This window comes from Polystyrenella longa, assembly GCF_007750395.1.
GTDB classification, from domain to species: domain Bacteria; phylum Planctomycetota; class Planctomycetia; order Planctomycetales; family Planctomycetaceae; genus Polystyrenella; species Polystyrenella longa.
Genome location: NZ_CP036281.1, coordinates 2,781,188 through 2,801,702 on the forward strand (window position 1 = coordinate 2,781,188; position 20,515 = coordinate 2,801,702).

General features: G+C 50.7%; 10 protein-coding genes. 8 read left to right on the top strand and 2 right to left on the bottom strand.

The features are described 5' to 3' along the window. Nucleotides 1-55: 55 nt before the first annotated feature. The gene (locus tag Pla110_RS10315) at nucleotides 56-1,513 is read right to left on the bottom strand and encodes a hypothetical protein (RefSeq protein WP_197440640.1); all 1,458 of its coding nucleotides are present in this window, start codon (nucleotides 1,511-1,513) and stop codon (nucleotides 56-58) included. Between the two features lie 197 nt (nucleotides 1,514-1,710). Here Pla110_RS10315 and Pla110_RS10320 point away from each other — a divergent pair, with 197 nt between their 5' ends. The 3 genes from Pla110_RS10320 (at nucleotide 1,711) to Pla110_RS10330 (ending at nucleotide 8,654) form a co-directional block, all read left to right on the top strand. After that, nucleotides 1,711-4,899 carry a DUF1553 domain-containing protein gene (locus Pla110_RS10320; protein ID WP_144995693.1) on the top strand — a complete coding sequence of 1,063 codons (3,189 nt, stop codon included), beginning with the start codon at nucleotides 1,711-1,713 and terminating at the stop codon, nucleotides 4,897-4,899. Between the two features lie 52 nt (nucleotides 4,900-4,951). Then, on the top strand, nucleotides 4,952-6,361 hold the full coding sequence (locus tag Pla110_RS10325; RefSeq protein ID WP_197440641.1) for a DUF1501 domain-containing protein: 1,410 nt from the start codon (nucleotides 4,952-4,954) through the stop codon (nucleotides 6,359-6,361). A 301-nt stretch (nucleotides 6,362-6,662) separates the two neighbouring features. Next, nucleotides 6,663-8,654 (top strand): sodium:solute symporter family protein, encoded by a 1,992-nt coding sequence (locus tag Pla110_RS10330; protein ID WP_197440642.1) that lies wholly within the window; start codon nucleotides 6,663-6,665, stop codon nucleotides 8,652-8,654. A 177-nt stretch (nucleotides 8,655-8,831) separates the two neighbouring features. On the opposite strand, the gene Pla110_RS10335 is transcribed toward Pla110_RS10330, so the two are convergent. Continuing rightward, nucleotides 8,832-10,610, bottom strand: a complete 1,779-nt coding sequence (locus Pla110_RS10335; RefSeq protein WP_144995696.1) for a hypothetical protein — start codon at nucleotides 10,608-10,610, stop codon at nucleotides 8,832-8,834. Between the two features lie 927 nt (nucleotides 10,611-11,537). On the opposite strand from Pla110_RS10335, the gene Pla110_RS10340 reads away from it, so the two are divergent. The 5 genes from Pla110_RS10340 (at nucleotide 11,538) to Pla110_RS10360 (ending at nucleotide 20,495) form a co-directional block, all read left to right on the top strand. Further along, nucleotides 11,538-13,790 carry a PPC domain-containing protein gene (locus Pla110_RS10340; RefSeq protein ID WP_144995697.1) on the top strand — a complete coding sequence of 751 codons (2,253 nt, stop codon included), beginning with the start codon at nucleotides 11,538-11,540 and terminating at the stop codon, nucleotides 13,788-13,790. Nucleotides 13,791-13,950: 160 nt separating this feature from the next. Next, a complete protein-coding gene (locus Pla110_RS10345; protein WP_144995698.1) occupies nucleotides 13,951-16,401 on the top strand; it encodes a DUF1549 and DUF1553 domain-containing protein in 2,451 nt (816 codons plus the stop codon). Nucleotides 16,402-16,700: 299 nt separating this feature from the next. Next, entirely contained in the window at nucleotides 16,701-16,982 is a 282-nt protein-coding gene (locus Pla110_RS10350; RefSeq protein ID WP_144995699.1) for a hypothetical protein, read from the top strand. Between the two features lie 98 nt (nucleotides 16,983-17,080). Beyond that, the gene (locus tag Pla110_RS10355; protein ID WP_144995700.1) at nucleotides 17,081-19,252 is read left to right on the top strand and encodes a 3-hydroxyacyl-CoA dehydrogenase NAD-binding domain-containing protein; all 2,172 of its coding nucleotides are present in this window, start codon (nucleotides 17,081-17,083) and stop codon (nucleotides 19,250-19,252) included. An 85-nt stretch (nucleotides 19,253-19,337) separates the two neighbouring features. Further along, a complete protein-coding gene (locus Pla110_RS10360) occupies nucleotides 19,338-20,495 on the top strand; it encodes an acetyl-CoA C-acyltransferase (RefSeq protein ID WP_144995701.1) in 1,158 nt (385 codons plus the stop codon). Nucleotides 20,496-20,515: the final 20 nt, after the last annotated feature.

A 20,515-nucleotide genomic window follows, 5' to 3' on the forward strand; every position in this document is an offset into this window, starting at 1 on the left:
CGGTAGAAACTCAATAATAGATTCGGAATCAGTTTCGTTCATCCGAGTTCGTCCGTCAAGCGGTTTGATCAGAACTCAAGTTGGACGGAGTGTCATCAGCTTCCTCGACTATTTTTTTAGTGGGAAATCCGACGAGGAAAATCGTGGCGAGGACACCAACCGCCATACCAATCCAAGGGGAACTGAAGAATGCGAGACAGACGGCAGTTAATATAGCGACGCCCCGTTCAATCTGTGTTTTAGGGATCCCCATGGCTACATACGCGCAAGCGAACCCCGTGAGAATTAACGTCAGGGCGAGAGCAATTCCCAGCAATGGTGAGAGCAGCATAATAACGGGCGTGACCAAGTACAGCATCGGAATCCCGAAGACATAATACGAGGCAATTCCGCTATAGAGCGATTCCATCGATTGGGCCCCTTCCCGCCAACGCTGGACAATGATGACATGCACCCCGGTCCACAAGGCACCCTGCGTCGGAAACAAGGGAGCAAACAGTCCCATCAGAACGTTTCGGATAGCCAGTGAATAATGGCTGCGATTGAAGTCGACTTCAATTTTATCGTCAGGACGGTCTGGAATCGCATCCTTCAGAATTTCGTGTCCTGTAATAAGGTCTCCAAAGACGATGACGTAACCAATTAAGGCGAGCGGAAACGTCGTCAAATACATTTCCATTGTCGGCCACCCAATAGAAAACGGAGACGCCTTCGCCAGCATGTCGGCGAAAGGCGGAATCTGGAAACCCCATTGGAAGTTAAAAACGAGTTCCGGAATCGCTTTTCCCGTTTCTGGATCGATGTTACCAGAGGGAACCATTGAACCCACGATCGCAGCCGCCACAAAACCGGGAAGAAGTCCCAGGCTGGCAATCAGCGCGAGCGGTTTGTATCGCCGTTTCCATCTCTGAAAGGGGATCGAGAAAGAAAGTATCAAGCAGCAGGAGACGGCCACGATCGTAGAAACCGGATGCGGGTCTAAAAATCGATCGGCGTCATCGACGAGAATTCGCTTGAGAGCTGCGATTGCCGCCCCCAGAATGATGCCCCCTTTAAGGGCATCGGGTAACCAGAGAATAAAGCGCTTTCCGAGTCCAGTAACACCGAGGAGGAATAGGAGTATGGCGAAGTTGAGCGAGACCGCCGTCATCAGTTGGAATTTTTCCGAAGAGGAATAAAGTTCCGATTCTCCGTCCCCGGTAGTAGCAATCAAATTCAGTACGAGAGGCAACGCGGGGGTAATCCAGCCGGGAGCAAAGGGTTCACCAAAAACAATGGTGGCGCTTCCAATCAACACCGACTGAATAAAGGCACAGGCAACGGCTTCTTCGAAGGTCAGGCCGAAGTCCGCGACCAGGATATGAATCACCGCCAAGCCTGTCGCGCCGGCCACGAAAATTCCCTGCAGGAATTCCGGCCATTCGGGGCGAGTGTGGTAAAATGGGATGCGCAGCGTGAAGGGACCCCAGTTGATACCGGGTTGAACCTGTCCAGGCGTACGAGTGGGCCGCATTATGTCAGTTGAACCTTGATAAACAGGAAAAACGGGTGTTTTTAAAAGTGGAACGATTAGAAGCAAGTCTACAGGTGATGTAAAGGATGACGGTAGCGGAGTTGCTGTAATCGGAGTTTGAAGTTGCACCTGAGGAATTCGCGGCTTATCATATCAGTGTTCACTCATCTGTCCTGCCTCCTTAATCCTGCCTTAATATGACCTTAAATCTCTCAACTGTTTTGAAACTACATGCGCTCGTTCTAGCGATTCTTGCCTCGAATGTTTTATGGAATCAACAGGTCTGCGCGGATGAAGCGGTAGGCGGGGAAACTTCTCCTGCTAAAGCTAAGGCAGGCATCGAATTTTTCGAAGCCCGCATTCGTCCGATTCTGATTAAACATTGCTACGAATGTCATTCGAGTGAAACTGACGGATTGCAGGCAGGTCTTTATCTCGATTCCCGTGACGGGCTGTTAGAAGGTGGCGATACCGGCCCTGCCATCGTTCCGGGAAATCCAAAAGAGAGCTTGCTGCTGCAGACGTTGCACTACAGTGACGACACTTATCAAATGCCCCCCTCCGGTAAACTGCCTGCTAACATCATTGCTGACTTTCAAAAATGGATTGAGTTAGGTGCCCCAGACCCGCGTAAGCGAGAAGGTGAAAAACCGAAGAGTGGCGTTGATCTCGAATCAGCTAAAGGATTCTGGTCATTTCAGGCACCCCAGAAACATGAGCCTCCAACTGTTCAAAAAGAAGAATGGATTCAGCGTCCGATCGATTCCTTCGTTCTGGCTAAACTGGAAGAATCGAATCTGACTCCAGCGAACGCGGCCGACCGACGCACTTTAATTCGTCGAACCTATCTCGATCTGATTGGCATGCCGCCGAGTCCTGCGCAGGTGGATGCGTTTCTCGCTGATGAATCTGACCGAGCGTTTGAGAAAGTCGTTGACGAACTTCTGTCATCGCCCCGATATGGCGAACGCTGGGGACGTCACTGGCTCGATGTCGTCCGTTATGCAGAAGACAATACCAACATGGGGCCGCACAATGGACCTTACGAACATGCCTGGCGTTACCGCGACTGGGTCATTCAAGCGTTGAACGAAGATGTTCCGTACGATCAATTTCTGATCAGGCAACTTGCCACCGATTTTCTTCCTGAGACAGGGCCTGAAGATCTCCCAGCACTCGGTCTGTTGGGCATTGGTCCTCAGAACCACAAAGAAGTCGCCCTTGCTCAGGTTGTTTTGGAAAATCGATTCGCCGATGATTGGGAGGACCGAGTTGATATTGTAGGACGGGGATTACAGGGACTGACATTGGCATGTGCCCGCTGTCATGATCACAAATACGACCCGATCTCGGTTGAAGACTATTACGGTTTAGCGAGCGTGTTCGCCTCGGTTCGGCAGACAACGCGTCCGATTATTTCTGAAGAGGAAATTGCGAAAACGCAACCCGCTCGCGATCAGGTCGCGGAGTTTGAAAAGCAAATCAAAACGGCTCAGGTAGAACTTAAAGAGATCGCCGAAAAACTGAAGATGGCGGACGATGCGACCAAAGCAACATTATCGACGCGCAAGGGCGAACTTGAAGCGACTGTGAAACAACAACAGACTGAGATCAAAACAATCAAGGATTCAACACCCGGGTTTGTCATTCCTGTTGCGAACTCGTTGTCCGAAGAAACGATCCGGGTAGAGGAAATAACACCCGAAAAAATGAAGCTGGAGTTTTATGATAAGCCTCGCGATCTGAACATCTTTGTTCGAGGCGATGCGGGCAACCTGGGTGAACCGGTTTCTCGACGTTACCTGGAAGTGCTGGCGGAGGAAGAGCCAAAACCTTTTACCAAAGGTAGTGGACGTCTGGAACTTGCTCGGGCCATTGCTTCTCCCGAAAATCCGTTGACTGCTCGAGTGATTGTGAATCGTGTTTGGAAACAGCATTTTGGAGAAGGCCTTGTCGATACGCCAAGTAACTTTGGCACGCTCGGTTCGCAGCCCTCGCATCCCGAATTACTGGACGACCTAACGGTTCGGTTTATTGAAGCGGGCTGGTCTTTGAAATGGCTGCATAGGGAAATTCTCTTGTCAGCCACTTGGCAACAGTCGAGTGAATCAAATAACTCTCCAGAGCAACAGAACTCGGACCCGGCAAACAGACTCCTGTCGCACTTCAATCGCAGACGGCTGGAAGTCGAATCCTACCGTGACTCCATGCTGGCTGTTTCGGGGCTGTACGATGATTCAATGGGCGGGAAATCGGTCGATCCCACCGACCCAATGAATGGACGCCGGACGGTTTATTCTGAAATTTCTCGCCACAAACTGAACGGTTTGCTGGCGGCATTCGACTATCCCGATCCCGGACTTCACTGTGCGGCCCGCTCTCAGACAACAACACCATTACAACAACTGTTTGTAATGAACTCACCTTTCATCCGCAAACAAGTAGATGCTCTTTATGCTCGACTGAAAACCGAAGCCAACAGAGACGATACCCGCGCGGGGATGAACTGGGCCTACCAGGTTCTCTATGGCCGGTCGCCGTCTGAAGAGGAACTGACGCTGGGACAACAATACGTCGAACAACTTATCGAACAGTTACGAAATCGTCCCAGTGAATTTAACGCGCCTCCCTCCTTCGCCGGAAACAGGGTAACTGCCGAGTTGGCCGATTTTGGGGATGTTTATTCTGTGGAGATGCTCGTTTGGAATGGTCTACCGAATGAAGCTCGACCTATAACTGCTTACTTCTTCTCCCGTGGAGAACAATTGAAGGCGGGTTGCCCTGGGGATCATCTTGGAATCATTGGAAATCACCAAGGGGGAGCGAACAAAGGGAAGCTGATTTTCTTTAATGGCGATCAACATCGCGAGTCCTTATACGGCAAAACGATGCTCAAACCTGAGACATGGAATCATGTTGTGCTTGTACGCGAGGGAACACGGGTCTCTGTCTATTTAAACGGAAACCCCGAACCAGAGATTCAGGGCGAGCTGAAAACGACAACTGCCACGGAAGAGACTAAATACTTCTTTGGAGGTCGCAGTGACGGATTTGCAAATCTGGAAGGAAAACTTTCGGACCTCTCAGTTTATCCGCATCCGCTGTCACCCTCAGACGTTATTTCGCATTATCAGTCTTCAGGCTGCCAGAATGGAATGTTTGAACCCGCTGTCGACTATGGGCAAGTGGTGCTTTCGTCGGCTCCCTCGGTCTATCTGCAACTGCGAACAGACTACCCCGACTCTGCAAGAGCCGAGGATCTATCGCCAGCGAAGCTACATGGCATATACGAAGGCCGCACGGAAATTGTGGAAGAAGAAGGCATGGCGTGGAAGCGATATTTGCACGCTCTGCTGATTAGTAACGAAATGTTGTACTACGATTGATTGACGGTATGAGTTTTCATCCGCCTGTCAAACATAGAGAATCAATAAACGCATGATTGAAATTCCATCATCAGAAATTAATCGCCGCGAACTTCTTTCCAAAGTGGGAAGCGGGTTCGGAATGCTTGGTGTCGCGGGAATGCTGGGAAACTCCGTACAAGGGGCGACCACTACTGCCCCAGCAGTTTCGGCTACCACGATGCAAGGACTTCCCCATTTTCTACCAAAGGCAAAGCGGGTGATTTTCCTCTTCATGAGTGGTGGTCCGTCTCAGATGGATACGTTCGATCCCAAACCGGCACTCGAAAAGTACGCGGGCCAGCGTCCCCCCTCTGCCGACGTACGAACGGCGTCGAAAACCACCGGTTTGATGCCTTCGACTCGCAAGTTCATCAATTCCGGGGAATCGGGCATTCCGGTTGCGGACACCTTCGAAAAACTGCGTCACCATGTGGACGACATGGCGATTGTTCGCTCCATGCACACGGACTTTCCCAACCATGCCCCTGCTCTTTGCATGATGAACCTGGGAACGCTGACTCCGACCCGGCCTAGCCTAGGGTCGTGGATGTCTTATGGACTTGGGACAGAAAATCAGAATCTGCCTTCTTTTGTCGCACTTTGTCCAGGGAAACCTGTACTGGGTCCGAAATTATGGGGAAGCGCATTTCTGCCCGGCCAATATCAGGGAACGCATATTAATCACAAGGACCTCAATCCGGAGAAGATGATTCCTAACCTGCGAAACGAAGTGGTTAATGCAACTGATCAGCGAGAGCAAATTGACTTTCTGCAGGCATTGAATCAGCAACATGCGGAATTGAGATCGAACGACAAACAGCTGGAAACACGCATCAAAAGCATGGAGTTGGCCTATCGAATGCAGTTTACTGCGATGGAAGCATTTGATATCCGTCAGGAATCGGAAAGAACTCAGGCAGCATACGGAAGTAGCTCCTTCTCTCAAGCCTGTTTGATGGCTCGGCGATTAAGTGAAAGCGGCGTCAGGTTTGTGCAGGTTTATTATGGCGACCGTCAGCCTTGGGATACCCATAGCAACCACAATAAATCGAATGAACGCTTGTGCCGTGACATTGATCAACCGATCGCTCAATTGCTGACGGATCTTAAGCAGCGAGGACTTCTGGAAGAGACTCTGGTCGTCTGGGGTGGTGAATTTGGCCGTACCCCTACGACACAAGGGAATGACGGTCGCGATCACAACCCGTTTGGTTTTTGTATGTGGATGGCAGGGGGAGGAATCAAAGGGGGAACCGTTCACGGTTCGACCGATGAATTTGGCTTCAAGGCAATCGAAAACAAAGTCCACGTCCATGATCTGCACGCGACGATCATGCATTTGATGGGGATCGACCACGAACGCCTGACCTATCGCTACGGTGGTCGCGATTTCCGTTTAACCGATGTGCATGGCCGCGTCGTGAATGAAATCATCGCTTAATTCTGTACAGCACAGATTTGCTTTTCGCTTTATTGCAGATGCATATGGCGCCGCGTTTGATTCGCTGCAATCGCTGCTGTAGTCTAGGTCTCATCTTTGAGCCTGTTGTCGTTTTTCTGTACATTCCACTAGGATTGGACAAAAGCGAAATTGAATCAAAGGAAGTTTGTTTAGGCACTCATCCATTTTCTGCAGTGGTTTCACACTGTGTTCGCCTCCCCACCGACACTTCTTCTCACTGTCGATTCTTCTCACTGTCATTTTCCTGGTGATGGTCATGCGACAGGGAAAGTCTGCACTTATGTTTCTATTCGCCCAGCAAGAGAATCTTACAAAAACTGCTCAGGAGGTTGCCCAAAGCGGATGGCTTGGCTTGGGAGTCGCAGACTGGTGTGTGTTGGCCGTTTACTTCGTTGTCATTCTGGTGGTGGGACTCTGGTCGATGACCAAGGTTAGTGACATCTCCGACTTCTTCATGGGAGGACGGCGTTTCGGCAAAGTCTTTATGATGTTCTTCGCCTTTGGTTCGGGAACAAGTAGCGAGCAGGCGATCAGTGTTGTCGCGGGAACGTGGCGTGCCGGATTGGCGGGGATCTGGTGGCAGTTCCTCTGGTTATGGGCCACGCCTTTCTACTGGCTGGTTGCCCCCGTCATGCGGCGGATGCGGGCGTTAACTACGGCGGACTTCTTTGAACATCGGTTCAATACACCCACGGCTACTTTATATACGATCTACGGAATCATTATGGCGATTGTTTTTATCGCCGCTGGACTGTTCAGTTCGGGAAAGATGGTGGATGCATTGACGGGCGGTGAACTGGAAGTGCTCGCGCAGCAGTTAGATGTGCAGGTTCCCACCGCCGAATATAGCGAAGACGACAGCTTCGTCGGTATGACGACCCGACCTCTGAAAGGATACGAATACGCAATTCTGGCGATGACGACTCTGTTTGTTATCTACGGTATGGCGGGTGGTCTGGGGGCGGCGATCATCACGGACTTCATTCAGGGCATCCTTACCATCATCTTCAGTTTTTTGCTGTTACCTTTTGTTTTCAATATGGTCGGTGGATTTGGAGCACTGCAGGCAGGTAGCCAGATCAAAAGCGGGATGCTAAACCTGGCGGCAGATCCAGCCGTGGCTGAATCTCTCGGTAAAGAACCGATAACCTATTTCTACGTCTGTATGCTGGCGATCACAGCGATGGCGGGCATTGTTGTGCAGCCTCATATCATGGGTGTTTGTGGAGCAGGCAAAACCGAATTTGAAGGTCGCTTCGGGTTTACGGTTGGGAACTTTTTGAAGCGCATCTGTACGATCGCCTGGACGTTCACTGGCCTTGCCTGCATTTTATGGTATCTCGGAGACAACAGCCCGCTGCAGCAGACTGATCCGGATCTCTATCGTGATGTTCAGGTTCGAAATAATCCAGAAGAATACAACAGCCTTCCCCCAGCAGAACAGGAACGGATTGATAAGGCAGACAAAGATTTTTCTGATTCTCTGTTTGGTCGAGCCGCATTTGAAATTCTACCGACGATTTCGCCTGGTCTGATCGGACTATTACTCGCTTCGCTGCTGGCCGCGGTGATGAGCACGAGCGACGCACAAATGGTAATTGGCAGTGGGCTGTTTACGGAAAATATCTACAAGAAATTCATCGCGAAGAACAGGTCGGATAAGCACTACCTCTGGGTGGGTCGCATAGCAGGTTTGTTGATCGTCATGCTGGCGCTGATCCTGCAGACCAGTTTTGAAGATGTGATTCATGCATTGCAAGTCATCATTAAAACGCCAGCGGCAATTGGAATCAGTTTCTGGTTCGGGATTGCCTGGCGACGGTGGAATGCTCTGGCTGTCTGGGCTTCGACTTTTGCTGCTGTGGGAACCTGGTGGTTTGTCAGTAACATGGGAGGTTCACTCTCATCTATTCTGCCCGAGTCTATGTTCAAAAATGATGGCAAGTCGATGTATGATGTGTATCAAATGCTGTTCTACATGGGAGTGGGTACTTCAGTGGGCATTGCAGTCAGTCTTTTAACTCCACGAATGCCTCAAGAGAAACTCGACAAATTTTTCCGGCTGATCCATACACCGATCACCCCTGGAGAATATGTCGCCGAACCTTGTACCCTTCCGGCCAATCCAGCACCGCAGGAACACACACTTTTCAAACATCCCGACATTGAATTACCCCGGTTAACACTCACGGATATCAGCGGATTCCTCCTGGCCTGGGCAGCGGTAGCGACTTTGATTGGGGTCACAGTTTGGTTATCAAATCATGCTTAGGTGAAATTCGCCGTGGGTTGGAATGTGTCGACGGATCTGTATCGTTACTGATTAAATAGAAAAACCCTCTCGCTGGTAAACCGGCGAGAGGGTTATCTATAGAGAACTGACTTTACAGGGAAACCCGATCCGTCAGGTTAAGTAGGTGATTTGCGTCACTAAGACGCGTCACAAGGATTAATGGTTAATTCCGAAGCCAAGAGTCAGGCCGTGTAGAGCCATGTCACCCTGGGTGCGAAGAGGTCCGCCTGCATCCCACCAGAGTTGAGCTTCGTAACCGCCGCGAACAAACATTTCGGTGTTACAGCCGACCAGCATAGCGTACTGCATACCGAGACCCAGTTCGCCGATCGCCAGCGATTCATCTCCGCGGTAAGTATCGTATCCGACGTTTGCTCCGCCGTTCTTGATTTCATGAACGTCCTGGTAAGCTTCGCCGAAGAGGATAGAACCCCGTGCCCGACTATAAACAGAGAGTCCGCCACAGCTGTCGAACGGACGATTCCAATCGATCGAAACGGTAGGACCAAAGCCTTCAAAGCCATGCTTGTGGTTAACTTGTTCGTCCAGCATTCCACCATTATCGTACGCAGTACCGATCATCTGCTGATCCATTTTACCATATCGCAGACCAGCACCAACAAGCACGTTGTGTTTGCAGAAATTGTGGCGACTTGTGAATTCAAAGTCAGCCGTCTGCAAATTCATTGAGTGTGACGTTTCCAGTGTTTCGCCTGGTCCGGCGAAGGCGTTACGTGTCAGTTGACCGTTCGCTTCAAAGACTTCGATCAATGCAAGCTGAGTTGGTTCAACATACAGCTGGCTGGAAGCGAGGTCGTGATCGAACTGCCAATAGGTGAATCGGAAGCCAAATCCGTCGCAGGTTTCCCAACCAGCCCACACGCGTGGTGCAAACTCGTAATCGTAATCGAAAGGAATCACGATGTTATCATTCGGTGGTGGGTCCAGTACGATACCAACGTTTTCCTGAAAGTTAGGTTGGAGCCACATGAACTCAAAACCAGCGTAGTAGGAAGAGCGGCAGCAATCTTCTGGTTCATAGCAGCCGACCGTTCCGCAAGCGTCAGTTCCATATCCGCCTGTGGAGATACCACAGTAGGAATCAGCACTGTTGCAGGTTCCGCTCTGGCATGAAGGGCCAGCCTGTGGGCCACAGCTATCGCAGGAGATTGGTGAGTAGAAGCTAGCCGTTTGCAGCTGTTCGTTTGCAGCGACGCCATACTGAGTCTGGTACTGCTGAGTTGGTTGCGCAGCCTGTACTGGCTGAGGTGCTGCAGAAGCGGGGCTGAAGTTCTGGGAAGCGACAGATTGATCAAAGTACGTCTGTTGCTGCTGAACTACCGGTTGTGAAAAAGGTTGAACCTGCTGGACCGGTTGAATCTGCTGAGCCGGTGCGCTGAACTGTTGCGTGCTAAACTGCTGCGCATTGTAGTTCTGGTTCTGGTATGGCTGTGCCGCGTAGGACTGAGTTGTCGCCTGAGCGGAGGGGGCAGATCCGTTCCAGGGTGACGTTCCCAGTGTTCTTGGCTGATTAGGTACAGGCTGTTGTTGAGTGAATGCCTGCGGTGCGACTGCACCCGGTGTCTGGTATTGAACAGGTTGCAGATTCATGTTCTGCATCTGTTGCATCTGAGCTTGCGATGCGGGCAGTTGATACTGCTGAGTAAATGCCTGCTGAGGGTACTGGTTTTGTACTTCAGTGGGAGGCGTGTAATGAAAACTCTGCTGTTGCCCCACCTGTTGGATGGGAGCGTTCGCATAGTTTATCGGTTGAGCGGACTGATACGGCTGAGCGTATTGACCGTTAACCGGAGCCTGGTAGGGCTGTGCTTGTTGATTCTGTCCCAGATAACCATTCTGGGCGAATAATGGTGCAGTCGTCCACGCGAAGCCGACTCCTGCAATCGTGAAGATTTCTTTCCAGCCGAGCTTCATAGCAACAGCCCCCTGTCGTAATTGATCCATGGGCAGACGAACAAATGCAGTGTCGGTCGTGTCTCGTTTTCGAAAGCTTGACCTGCAATGGGTTCGTTTGTCGTCCCTGACGTTTAGTAAAGATAACGTGAAATCTGAGAAGTTCAGCCGAGCTAGAACGTCGCCATCGAGCACGTTTTAAACGAAACTTGATTGCGGAATTGCCAGTTTAGATTCTGGGATCGTTCAGAAGAGAACTCGTCAAAATGAGTTGCTCTTAACTCCACCGAACCGATGTCAGTCTGCTAATCCTCGCAGACAGTCTTTCCATCGGGATCCGGTTACATCAACTTTAGGTACTTGAAGGGCCTTATTATCAGTATTATTGGCACTTATGAGTTGCGTGGTGCTGTAAGTTGTTGCAGCGTAGTGGGATGCGTAACTGCATTCCGGTCGGGTGGGTCGAAATGGTCGTGCCGGTCTGGTAGTTTACACTGACTTTCCTGTTATCACGCGAACAACCGGGGCCATTAGAGGAATGGGTGCGTTACCCCAAAATTCAGTCAGATAAGGAGTTAAGCAGTTTTATCTTTGACTATTTCACCTGATGTGAGTTAGCATATCTTAACAGTATCTTTTGATGCGTTCTTATTCGTCGTTATGAAAACGGCTTCGCAAAGAGCATCAGTAATACTGCACACCAGTAGTTCTTCACCAACATGCCTGACTGTTACCTGTCGAGAACTACTTCACCCGCCTGACCGATAAACCTTCCTTAAACTGACAGTCTCTGAACCAACCAGAATGATCCCCCCTTCTCCTCGCCTGTTTAGCCCTCTACCTTAAATGGCGAACTTGATCTGGTTCACGAAGACTGGCTGACTCACTGTTATGAATCAAACTCTTTGCAATCGCATTTGCATGACCGTCCTAACGGTCTGTTTCCTGATGACAGCGCCCACTTCAGCGGCGCCGCCTACGATCAGTCGATTGCAACCAATGTCGATACAACCAGGAAGCACAACATCGGTAACTGTCACCGGTACGAATCTCGCTCAGTTAAGTGATGTCTGGAAAAACACTCCCGGCGATTGGAAGATCGCTGCTCAACCTGAAGGTAACGGAACGAAGGCGGACTCGGTCGTCGTCGATCTGACCACCTCACCGGAAGCAAAACCAGGAATATTTGGCTTTCGAGTGGCAACTCCGGAAGGAGTTTCCAAACCCAATTTAATGATGATTGATAACCTGCCCGTCGTATCTGCAACCGGTCAGAATACGAACTTCGAAAACGCTCAGTCCGTTCCCTTTCCGACGGCAGTGGAAGGGCTCTGTCCGGCGGTCGCACGGCATTACTATAAAATTAATGTTACTGAAGCTCGCCGTATTGCAGTCGAAGTGTATGCTCGTCGGTTAGGCTCACTGCTTGATCCAATCATCTATCTGTATGACGCTTCCGGACGAACGTTGAGCTATGCCGATGACTCTCCCGGTTTGCAACGGGATTGCCAGCTGGAGTTCAATCTGCCCGCAGCAGGCGACTATGTCGTTGAAATCCGCGACATCGCTTACAAAGGGGGGGCGACTTACCCCTACCATGTTCGCATTGGCGATTTCCCACTCGTGCATACAGCTTATCCTATACAATTAGCCGAGGGCAGTGAATCGACCGTCACGCTCCTTGGACAGATCCCTGATAATGACACCACTGTCACTGTTACTCCTGAAGCAGGGTCGGCGTTTTATTTAACCACTCCCGACTATGCCAACGGGACCTCTTTTTTGCCGGTAGCGACGACGACCTATCCAGTGCTGAATGAAACCGAACCCAATCAGGATGCGGAAACGGCCAATCCATTGGCGAGCGAGAGCGGTTATGTCTTTAACGGTCGACTGGATGAATTTCGCGATGTCGATCAGTTCAAGTTCAATGCTAAAGCGAATCAATGGTATCAGGTCCAAGCGGTTTCTGAGAAATATGGTTCTCCCGCCGACCTCGTCGTCAGCATGTACGAACCGAGTGGAAGTAAGTTGAAGGAAGTCGACGACACTGCCGGGCTGGAATCTCGATTCTTCCAGAAGACTGCAGACGCAGGTGAATATCGTATTGAAGTTCGCGACTTAAATCGCAAAGGAGGCGCGAACTACACTTATTCTGTTCTGGTCGAACCGGTTCAAACAGGTTTTACACTGACTGCGGAAGAGACTGTCCTTAATATTCCACAAACAGGTACCGCGGCCATCACGGTGAAAGCGGAACGATATGGTTGGAATGAAGCCATTGAAATCGCTGCCGTTGATCTGCCAGCTGGGTACACCTCGCATCGAACAATCATGGGACCGGGACGCAATGAAGTCGTGTTGACCATCTCTGGTTCGGGCGAAACAGAGACGGGGAAAATTATTCCGCTCAAGATTGTTGGAAAGGTGAAGTCGGGAGAAACAGAACTCGTCGAAACGGCGACAGTCAGCTCTGCCTGGAAACTCCATTTAAACAACATGACGACATTAACGGATCAGTTCACTGAATCGTTGGTGCTGGGAGCCGAACCGGCACTTCCTTATCGCGTGAGATTCGAACCGGCCGAAATTGTCTTGGGTCCGAACTTGTCGGCGACGGTTAAAGTCATCGCCGAACGCAACGAAGGTTTCACTGAAGAAATTGCTCTCGCGCTCACTCCTGCCGCTGACAAAAACGGATTGCCGGCGAATGTCACTGCCGATGTCAAGCCGATCGTCAAAGACCAGACTGAAGCAATCGTCACGATTACCGGTACTGAAAAAGCGGGTCTAGGCGAATTTACGATCGCGATCCAAAGCACCCTCAAAAAAGACAAACTTACTTTCACTCAACCGCTTCCCGGTTTGAATCTCATATTTGAATCTGCACTTACGGCGACAGCGATATTAGAGAAAACAGAAGCTCGCAAAACAGAAGTGGTCCCTGTTAAGTTGACTATCAAACGGAATCCGGCACTTACCGGAGAAGTTACCTACACTATGACCAACCTTCCGGAAGGGTATACCGTTCCTTCAGGAACTATTGCTGCGGACGCATCAGAAGCCGTGGTGGAACTGACCGTTCCAGAAACAGCCGTTCCTGTGGATTTAAGCAAGCTGACTTTTACCATTGAAGCCAAACAAGGTGAAAAGGTATTCAAAGCAGAAACGGCTCCCTTCACGCTCAAAGTGATCGAATAAAATCAAAATGCATTCTCATAAAGATTCTGCAACGGATTGCAAACAATATACAGAAGCAACAAGGAGCTTCGACTTAATGAACCAGAACCTGAATTCAAGCCTGACATCTCTTCGGAACCGAAGAGCCTTTTTGTCTAGCCGGAAAATTGGCAATATCGCAATGACGCGATTTGTTTTCCTTTGTGGAGCAATCCTGTTCTGCCCACTGGCTCTCTTCGCGGACTCAGAGCCAACCGGCGAAGTCGTCATCGAACAGCCGAGCCGAATCGAACTGGAACCGGGTGAAATCAACCTGGTTGGCGCACGCGCTGTACAGCAACTGGTGACGACAGGATTCTATTCGGGTGAAGAGACACGTGACCTGACAGGCGAAGTCGAATACGTCTCGGTTCATCCTGCTATCGCGAAAGTGGACGGGTCACGATTGATTCCCGTTGGGAATGGTGAGACGACTGTGACCGCGAAAGTAGCGGGACAGGAGTCGGCAGTGAAAGTCACTGTCACTAACGTTGAAGTACTCACTCCCGTCAGCTTTAAGCATGATGTTCTTGCTTCACTGACTAAAGCGGACTGTAACTCCGGAGCATGTCACGGTTCTCCTTCGGGGAAAGGTGGCTTTCGGTTGTCACTACGCGGATACGATCCTCCTTTTGACATGGTGACTTTGCGAACAGAGTATTTCGGTCGACGTACTAATATTGTGGCCCCGGACGAATCTCTATTGATCAAAAAACCGCTAATGCAGGTCGCTCATGGTGGTGGTCGACGTCTACGCAAAGAGGATCCGATGCATCTCGCTCTCGTCAACTGGATTGGCGAAGGCATGAAACTGGATAGCGAGGAAGCCCCCAGTCTCGTCAAAATTGATGTTTATCCCAAGAAACGAATCTTGTGGGAGAAATCGCCTCGGCAACAGCTTTATGTCATGGGCGAGTTCAGCGATGGTTCCATTAAAGATTTAACTGATCTGACCGTCTTCAGCTCCTCGAATGAGCGAGTCGCGTTTGCATCACCCGAGGGTCTTGTTGAAAAATCAAATCGGGGAGAAACCACCATTCTGGCTCGGTACCTCGATAAAATGTCGACCTGTGAAATTTCATTTCTGGAAGATGTCGACGGCTTTGCCTGGGCTAATCCACAAGAAAATAACTTCATCGATACACTCGCATTCGCCAAAATGCAGCAACTACAGATTCTTCCTTCCGAGTTATGCAGCGACGAGGAATTCCTGCGACGCGCGTACCTCGATGTTACGGGGCGACTGCCACGTGTCGAGGAGGCAACTGTTTTTCTGAATGATTCTTCTGCCGACAAGCGTGCTCACTTAATCGATCAGCTTCTCGAAACCCCCGAATACGCCCAGTTCTGGTCTCTCAAGTGGAGTGACGTGCTCCGGGCGAGCAGTAAGAAGTTCAACGAAGTCGGGACTCACAAATTCCATGAGTGGATTAAGAACGTCGTTTATTCCGACGTACCGCTCAATCAGGTGGCGTATGAGTTATTAACTGCTTCGGGGAGTGCCTACGAGAACCCGGCCGCCAACTACTGGCGAGCGAGTCGCGAGCCGGATGAAGCTACTGAAGTGACCGCTCAGCTCTTTTTGGGAATTCGTATTCAATGTGCGAAATGTCACAACCATCCGTTTGAGCGTTGGACGCAAGATAATTACTACGGTCTGGCGGCGACATTTGCCCGAATCGGTCGTAAACCGGTTTCGGACGCAAATGAAGAAGTCATCTTCATGAAAAATGATGGCGAGGTCACCCAGCCAAGAACAGGTGAGACGATGAAGGTTCATCTGCTTCTCAAAGGGGACGTTGAAGTTCCTGCAGATACTGACCGACGAGTTGTCTTTGCTGACTGGCTGACGGCGGCGGACAATCCGTTCTTCGCCAAAGCGACCGTCAATCGCATCTGGGGACATCTGATGGGACGTGGTATTGTTGACCCGGTTGATGACTTCCGCGATTCGAACCCTCCTTCGAATGCACCACTGTTGGCCGAGTTAACCCAACAGTTCGTTAATAATGATTTCAGTATGAAGTGGGCGATTCGAACAATTATGAACAGTCGTTTGTATCAGCTCAGTTCAGAAAAGAATGACTTCAATTCCGAAGACGAAATTTACCACTCTCATGCTTCGACCCGGTTAATGACAGCGGAGCAATTGCTCGATGCGATTTGCGACGTCACCGGCGTTCGTGAAAAGTTCGCCGGCGTTCCGATTGGAACTCGTACCGTGGAATTGGCCGAACCTCCCGCGGATCACTACTTCCTGAAAGTCTTCGGACAACCACAACGCGAGATGGCGTGCGAATGTGAACGTTCGAGCGATTCTAACCTGTCACAGGCATTGCAGATGATCAACGGCCCTGTGATTCAGGATAAATTGAAGGTCGAAACAGGCCGTCTCCAGACTGCCATCAAAGCGGGCAAGGACGACGTCACGATTATTAATGAAATCTACCTTGCCGCTGTTTCCCGTCAACCAGAAGAAGTCGAACTCAATGCGGCATTGGAACACATTAAGTCTTCTGCCGAGCGAACTCAGGCTCTGGAAGATGTCGCCTGGGCGGTGCTGAACTCGAAGGAGTTCCTGTTCCAACACTAAACTGACCAATCAGTTAAATTATGACAATCCAAACAGGCACAGTGAGACTTCTCATTGTGCCTGTTTTGCTTTATGTCGATTTGCCAATATTTATCCCAGAAATGTGGAAATGACAGGCAACAAAGTCGATTCTTAAAAATATTCCAGAAGAGAATACTCCTCTATTTAATAAAGCTGAACAAGCTGGCAATTCATTCGCAAAGGGACGATTTTCTGAGTCGTTTGAATTCGCCACTCATGGGTTACGGCAAGCAAGTCTTGAATGCAGGGAACGCATTGCCGCCCATCAGGGGAATCTGGTGCACCATCAATGTATCCTCGCCGAACTCTCTAGTCGCATTCAAAAACTGTTTGTAATGCTGGTTACCAGCGGTTGGGCATCTAAACAGGAAGATGAATTAGTGCATCAGGCTGGACAGGTTCTTACGGAGGAACTGAAACGCGAAATAACAGGCTCGCGTACCACTACGAAAGAACAAAAGACCTTCACCGACTTGGGGCGATCTATTATCGAAGGGCTATACGTCCCGATCTCCAACGTGGAGCCGCAACCGATTCTTATGAATTACGAGAACAGGTGAGCCGTTATGGTTGAATCCAGTTGCCACCTGCGATAACAACAGATCAACTTGGCAATCAAGCACAACACTCGCCATCGCTCGAGGGAGTTTTTATTTCAATGACGAATGCGTTCAAGTTTGAAGAACGAGACGGACAGATCGGTCTGATTACCTTCGATATCGAAGGCCAGAAAGTCAATACTTTCTCTCAACAGACGATCCAGGAACTTTCCGACCTGATTGATTCACTACAAGATCGAACCGACCTGCGTGGTTTACTATTACAGAGTGGTAAGGATGGGCAGTTCGTCGCCGGAGCCGACTTAAATGAACTGGGCGCACTCGCATATGCATCGCCGGCGGCTCGCCGAATGGGGATGCAAGTTGGCCATGATTTGTTTAATAAACTGAGTGCTCTCCCCTTCCCCACCGTTGCCCTGGTTGCGGGAAACTGCATGGGTGGAGGGACCGAAATGATTTTGTCCATGGACTATCGCCTGGCGGGGCTGCATCCGGCGACACGCATCGCGCTACCGGAATCTAAAATCGGCATCATCCCCGGTTGGGGCGGAACTCAGCGAATGCCTCGCGTGATCGGAATGCACCATGCCATCGAGATGATCTGTTCCGGTGAACCAGTCGACGGCCGACGTGCTGCCGAGCTGGGATTAGTTTTCGATGCAGTACCAGTCGATTCCCTGATCGACGAGGGTTGCCGATTAATTGAACAGGCACAGGCGACTGGTGAATGGAAAACCAACAGAGAACTCTTCCAGCAGCCACTTGGATTGAGCGACGATCAGCTCCGCTTCAATTTTCTTGCCGCGGAGAGTGTCGTGCAAGCTCAGACAAAGGGACAGTACCCTGCTCCCCTGGTGGCGCTTAAAGCGATGAAAGAAGGACTGAATCTTCCCTTAAAGGAGGGGTTGCAGGTGGAACTTGATTGCTCGATGGAAGTTGCCGGCACGGAGCATTCCGCGAATATGATTTCCGTCTTTTTCGCCAACAACACAGTCAGTCGGGACAAAGGGACGACCGATCCGGCAATTCAACCCCGGAATGTTCAATCGGTCGGTGTACTTGGGGCTGGTTTGATGGGGGCAGGAATTGCCACCGCGCATGCTCGGGGCGGATTCCCAACGACGATGGTTGACGTGAATCAGGATGCCGTCGCTGCGGGTATGAAACGGGCTATCTCAGTAATCGACAAACGAATCAAAATCAAACGTGCGACGCCCGAGGACATGCAGCAACTGTTGTCAAAGCTGAATACATCGACTTCGTTGTCGGCATTTCGGGATTCCGATGTCATCGTCGAGGCGGTTCCTGAGAACGAAGACTTAAAAACTCAGGTTTACGGTCAATTGGCCGAGGTCATGAAAGAGGATGCAATTCTGGCGTCGAATACGTCGACCATCTCGATTACGCGTATGGCGAAATCGGCTCCCAACCCGGAACGATTCGTCGGGATGCATTTCTTCCTGCCCGTCGATCGAATGAAACTGGTCGAAGTCATTCGGGGCGAAGAGACAAGCGACGAAACGGTTGCGACGATCGTTAATCTGGCAAAGAAAATTAAAAAGGTCCCCATCGTCTGTAATGACTGCCCCGGCTTTCTGGTTAACCGAGTCATCTTTCCTTATATGAACGAAGCTATGTTGCTGCTGCAGGAAGGGGCGTCTATGGATAAGATCGACCAGGTCGCCACACAATTCGGAATGCCGCTGGGGCCAATTGCACTCAGCGACATGGTGGGTCTCGATACGATGTTAGGGTGCGTTAGTGTATTGAATCCCGCCTATAGTGATCGTTCCGTAGACGTGAAAGTTCTAAGTGATCTTGTCATCGCAGGTCGACTTGGCAAAAAGAACGGTTCCGGATTCAGGCAATACGTCGGTCCCAAGGGGAAACCGGCGGACGATCCCGCCTTTGAACCCATTCTTGAAAAATGCCGACTCGATCAGCGCGAGATCTCAGAAGAAGAAATCCGGGAGCGACTCTTCCTGGCGATGTTGCTGGAAGCAGTACGATTACTCGATGAAGGGATCGTTTCTACGCCATCGCATGTTGATATGGGGATGATTCTAGGAACAGGCTTCCCGGCGTTCCGTGGCGGATTACTTCGATGGTGCGATAATGAAGGCGCTGGCAACATTGTTGATCGGGCGGACAGGCTTGCCTCACTTGGGAAACGGTTTGAGGCACCAGACTCGCTGCGACAGATGGCTCGCTCGGGAGAGAAGTTCTATCCAGTGCCGAAGGATATCGTCAACAACCTGAAGGAAAGCTAATCCGCTTCCAGATCCTCAGATAAACCAATCCAATTCAGCGCTCAACTGGCGGCAATGTCGCCAGAAATATTTTTCGGAGATCATCATGCAAGAAGCGGTCATCGTCGATGCCGTACGAACCCCGGTTGCCAAAGCCTCTCCCGACGCCGGCAACTTTCGAGACGTGCGGGCGGAAGATTTGTCCGGTCATATCATCAAGTCGCTCGTGGAACGAACAGGCATTGATCCGCATCTGATTGAAGATGTGAAATGGGGCTGCGTGCAGCAGCAGGGCGAACAGGGAATCAACCTCGGAAGGATCGTGAGCTTGGTAGCAGGCTTGCCAGTGGAAGTTGCGGGAATGACCGTTAACCGGAACTGCGGTTCCAGCCTGACGGCCATTCACGACGCTACGATGTATATCCGAGGAGGGAACGACAATATTCAGATCGTGGGTGGCGTCGAACACATGCACCACGTTCCGATGAATAAAGGGTATTCCGTTGCACCTTCGCTGCTATATAAATACAGCGAATCGATGATGAATATGGGGATGACGGCAGAATACCTGGCAACCAAGTACGAGATCGGGCGCGAAGAGCAGGACGAATTCGCCGCTCGTAGCCATCAACTGGCGGCGGCGGCGACTCAAAAAGGGAGTTTCCAAACAGAGATCATTCCCACTTGGGGACGCGACGATGACGGTCGCAAAAATCTGATCGATCAAGACCAGGGAATTCGCTACGACTGCAGTCAGGAAGGACTCGCCCGCTTACGTCCGGCCTTCAAACCGGCGGACGGTTCTGTAACGGCAGGCAACTCCTCTCAACTGAGCGTTGGGGCTACGGCCATGTTGATGATGTCCGCCGATACCGCCAGGGAGTTGGGTTATCATCCTATGGCAAAGGTGATATCGCTGTCGGTCACGGGAGTCGATCCGTGCGAAATGGGAATCGGCCCTGTTCCCGCCGTGCTGAAGGCACTCGACAGGGCTGGCTTATCCTTGAAAGACATTGGTGCAATTGAATTGAACGAAGCCTTCGCTGTTCAAGCCCTTTCGGTGATGAAATGTTTGGGACTTAGCGCGGATGTCGTCAATCTACGCGGAGGAGCAATCGCATTGGGCCACCCTCTCGGTGCCAGCGGTGCCCGCATTGCGACGACCTTGTTACACCGGATGCGAGATGAAAACGTAAAATACGGACTCGCCACGATGTGCATCGGTCAAGGTCAGGGGATCGCGACTATCTTTGAAGCGACTTAGCACTATTTAATCAAGTTAGG

Bases quoted from the DNA above. Each gene is read 5' to 3' on its own strand.
- Pla110_RS10360 (WP_144995701.1), top strand. From the start codon at position 19,338: ATGCAAGAAGCGGTCATCGTCGATGCCGTACGAACCCCGGTTGCCAAA.
- Pla110_RS10335 (WP_144995696.1), bottom strand. From the start codon at position 10,610: ATGAAGCTCGGCTGGAAAGAAATCTTCACGATTGCAGGAGTCGGCTTC.
- Pla110_RS10355 (WP_144995700.1), top strand. From the start codon at position 17,081: ATGACGAATGCGTTCAAGTTTGAAGAACGAGACGGACAGATCGGTCTG.
- Pla110_RS10345 (WP_144995698.1), top strand. From the start codon at position 13,951: ATGACGCGATTTGTTTTCCTTTGTGGAGCAATCCTGTTCTGCCCACTG.
- Pla110_RS10340 (WP_144995697.1), top strand. From the start codon at position 11,538: ATGACAGCGCCCACTTCAGCGGCGCCGCCTACGATCAGTCGATTGCAA.
- Pla110_RS10330 (WP_197440642.1), top strand. From the start codon at position 6,663: ATGTTTCTATTCGCCCAGCAAGAGAATCTTACAAAAACTGCTCAGGAG.
- Pla110_RS10315 (WP_197440640.1), bottom strand. From the start codon at position 1,513: ATGCGGCCCACTCGTACGCCTGGACAGGTTCAACCCGGTATCAACTGG.
- Pla110_RS10325 (WP_197440641.1), top strand. From the start codon at position 4,952: ATGATTGAAATTCCATCATCAGAAATTAATCGCCGCGAACTTCTTTCC.
- Pla110_RS10320 (WP_144995693.1), top strand. From the start codon at position 1,711: ATGACCTTAAATCTCTCAACTGTTTTGAAACTACATGCGCTCGTTCTA.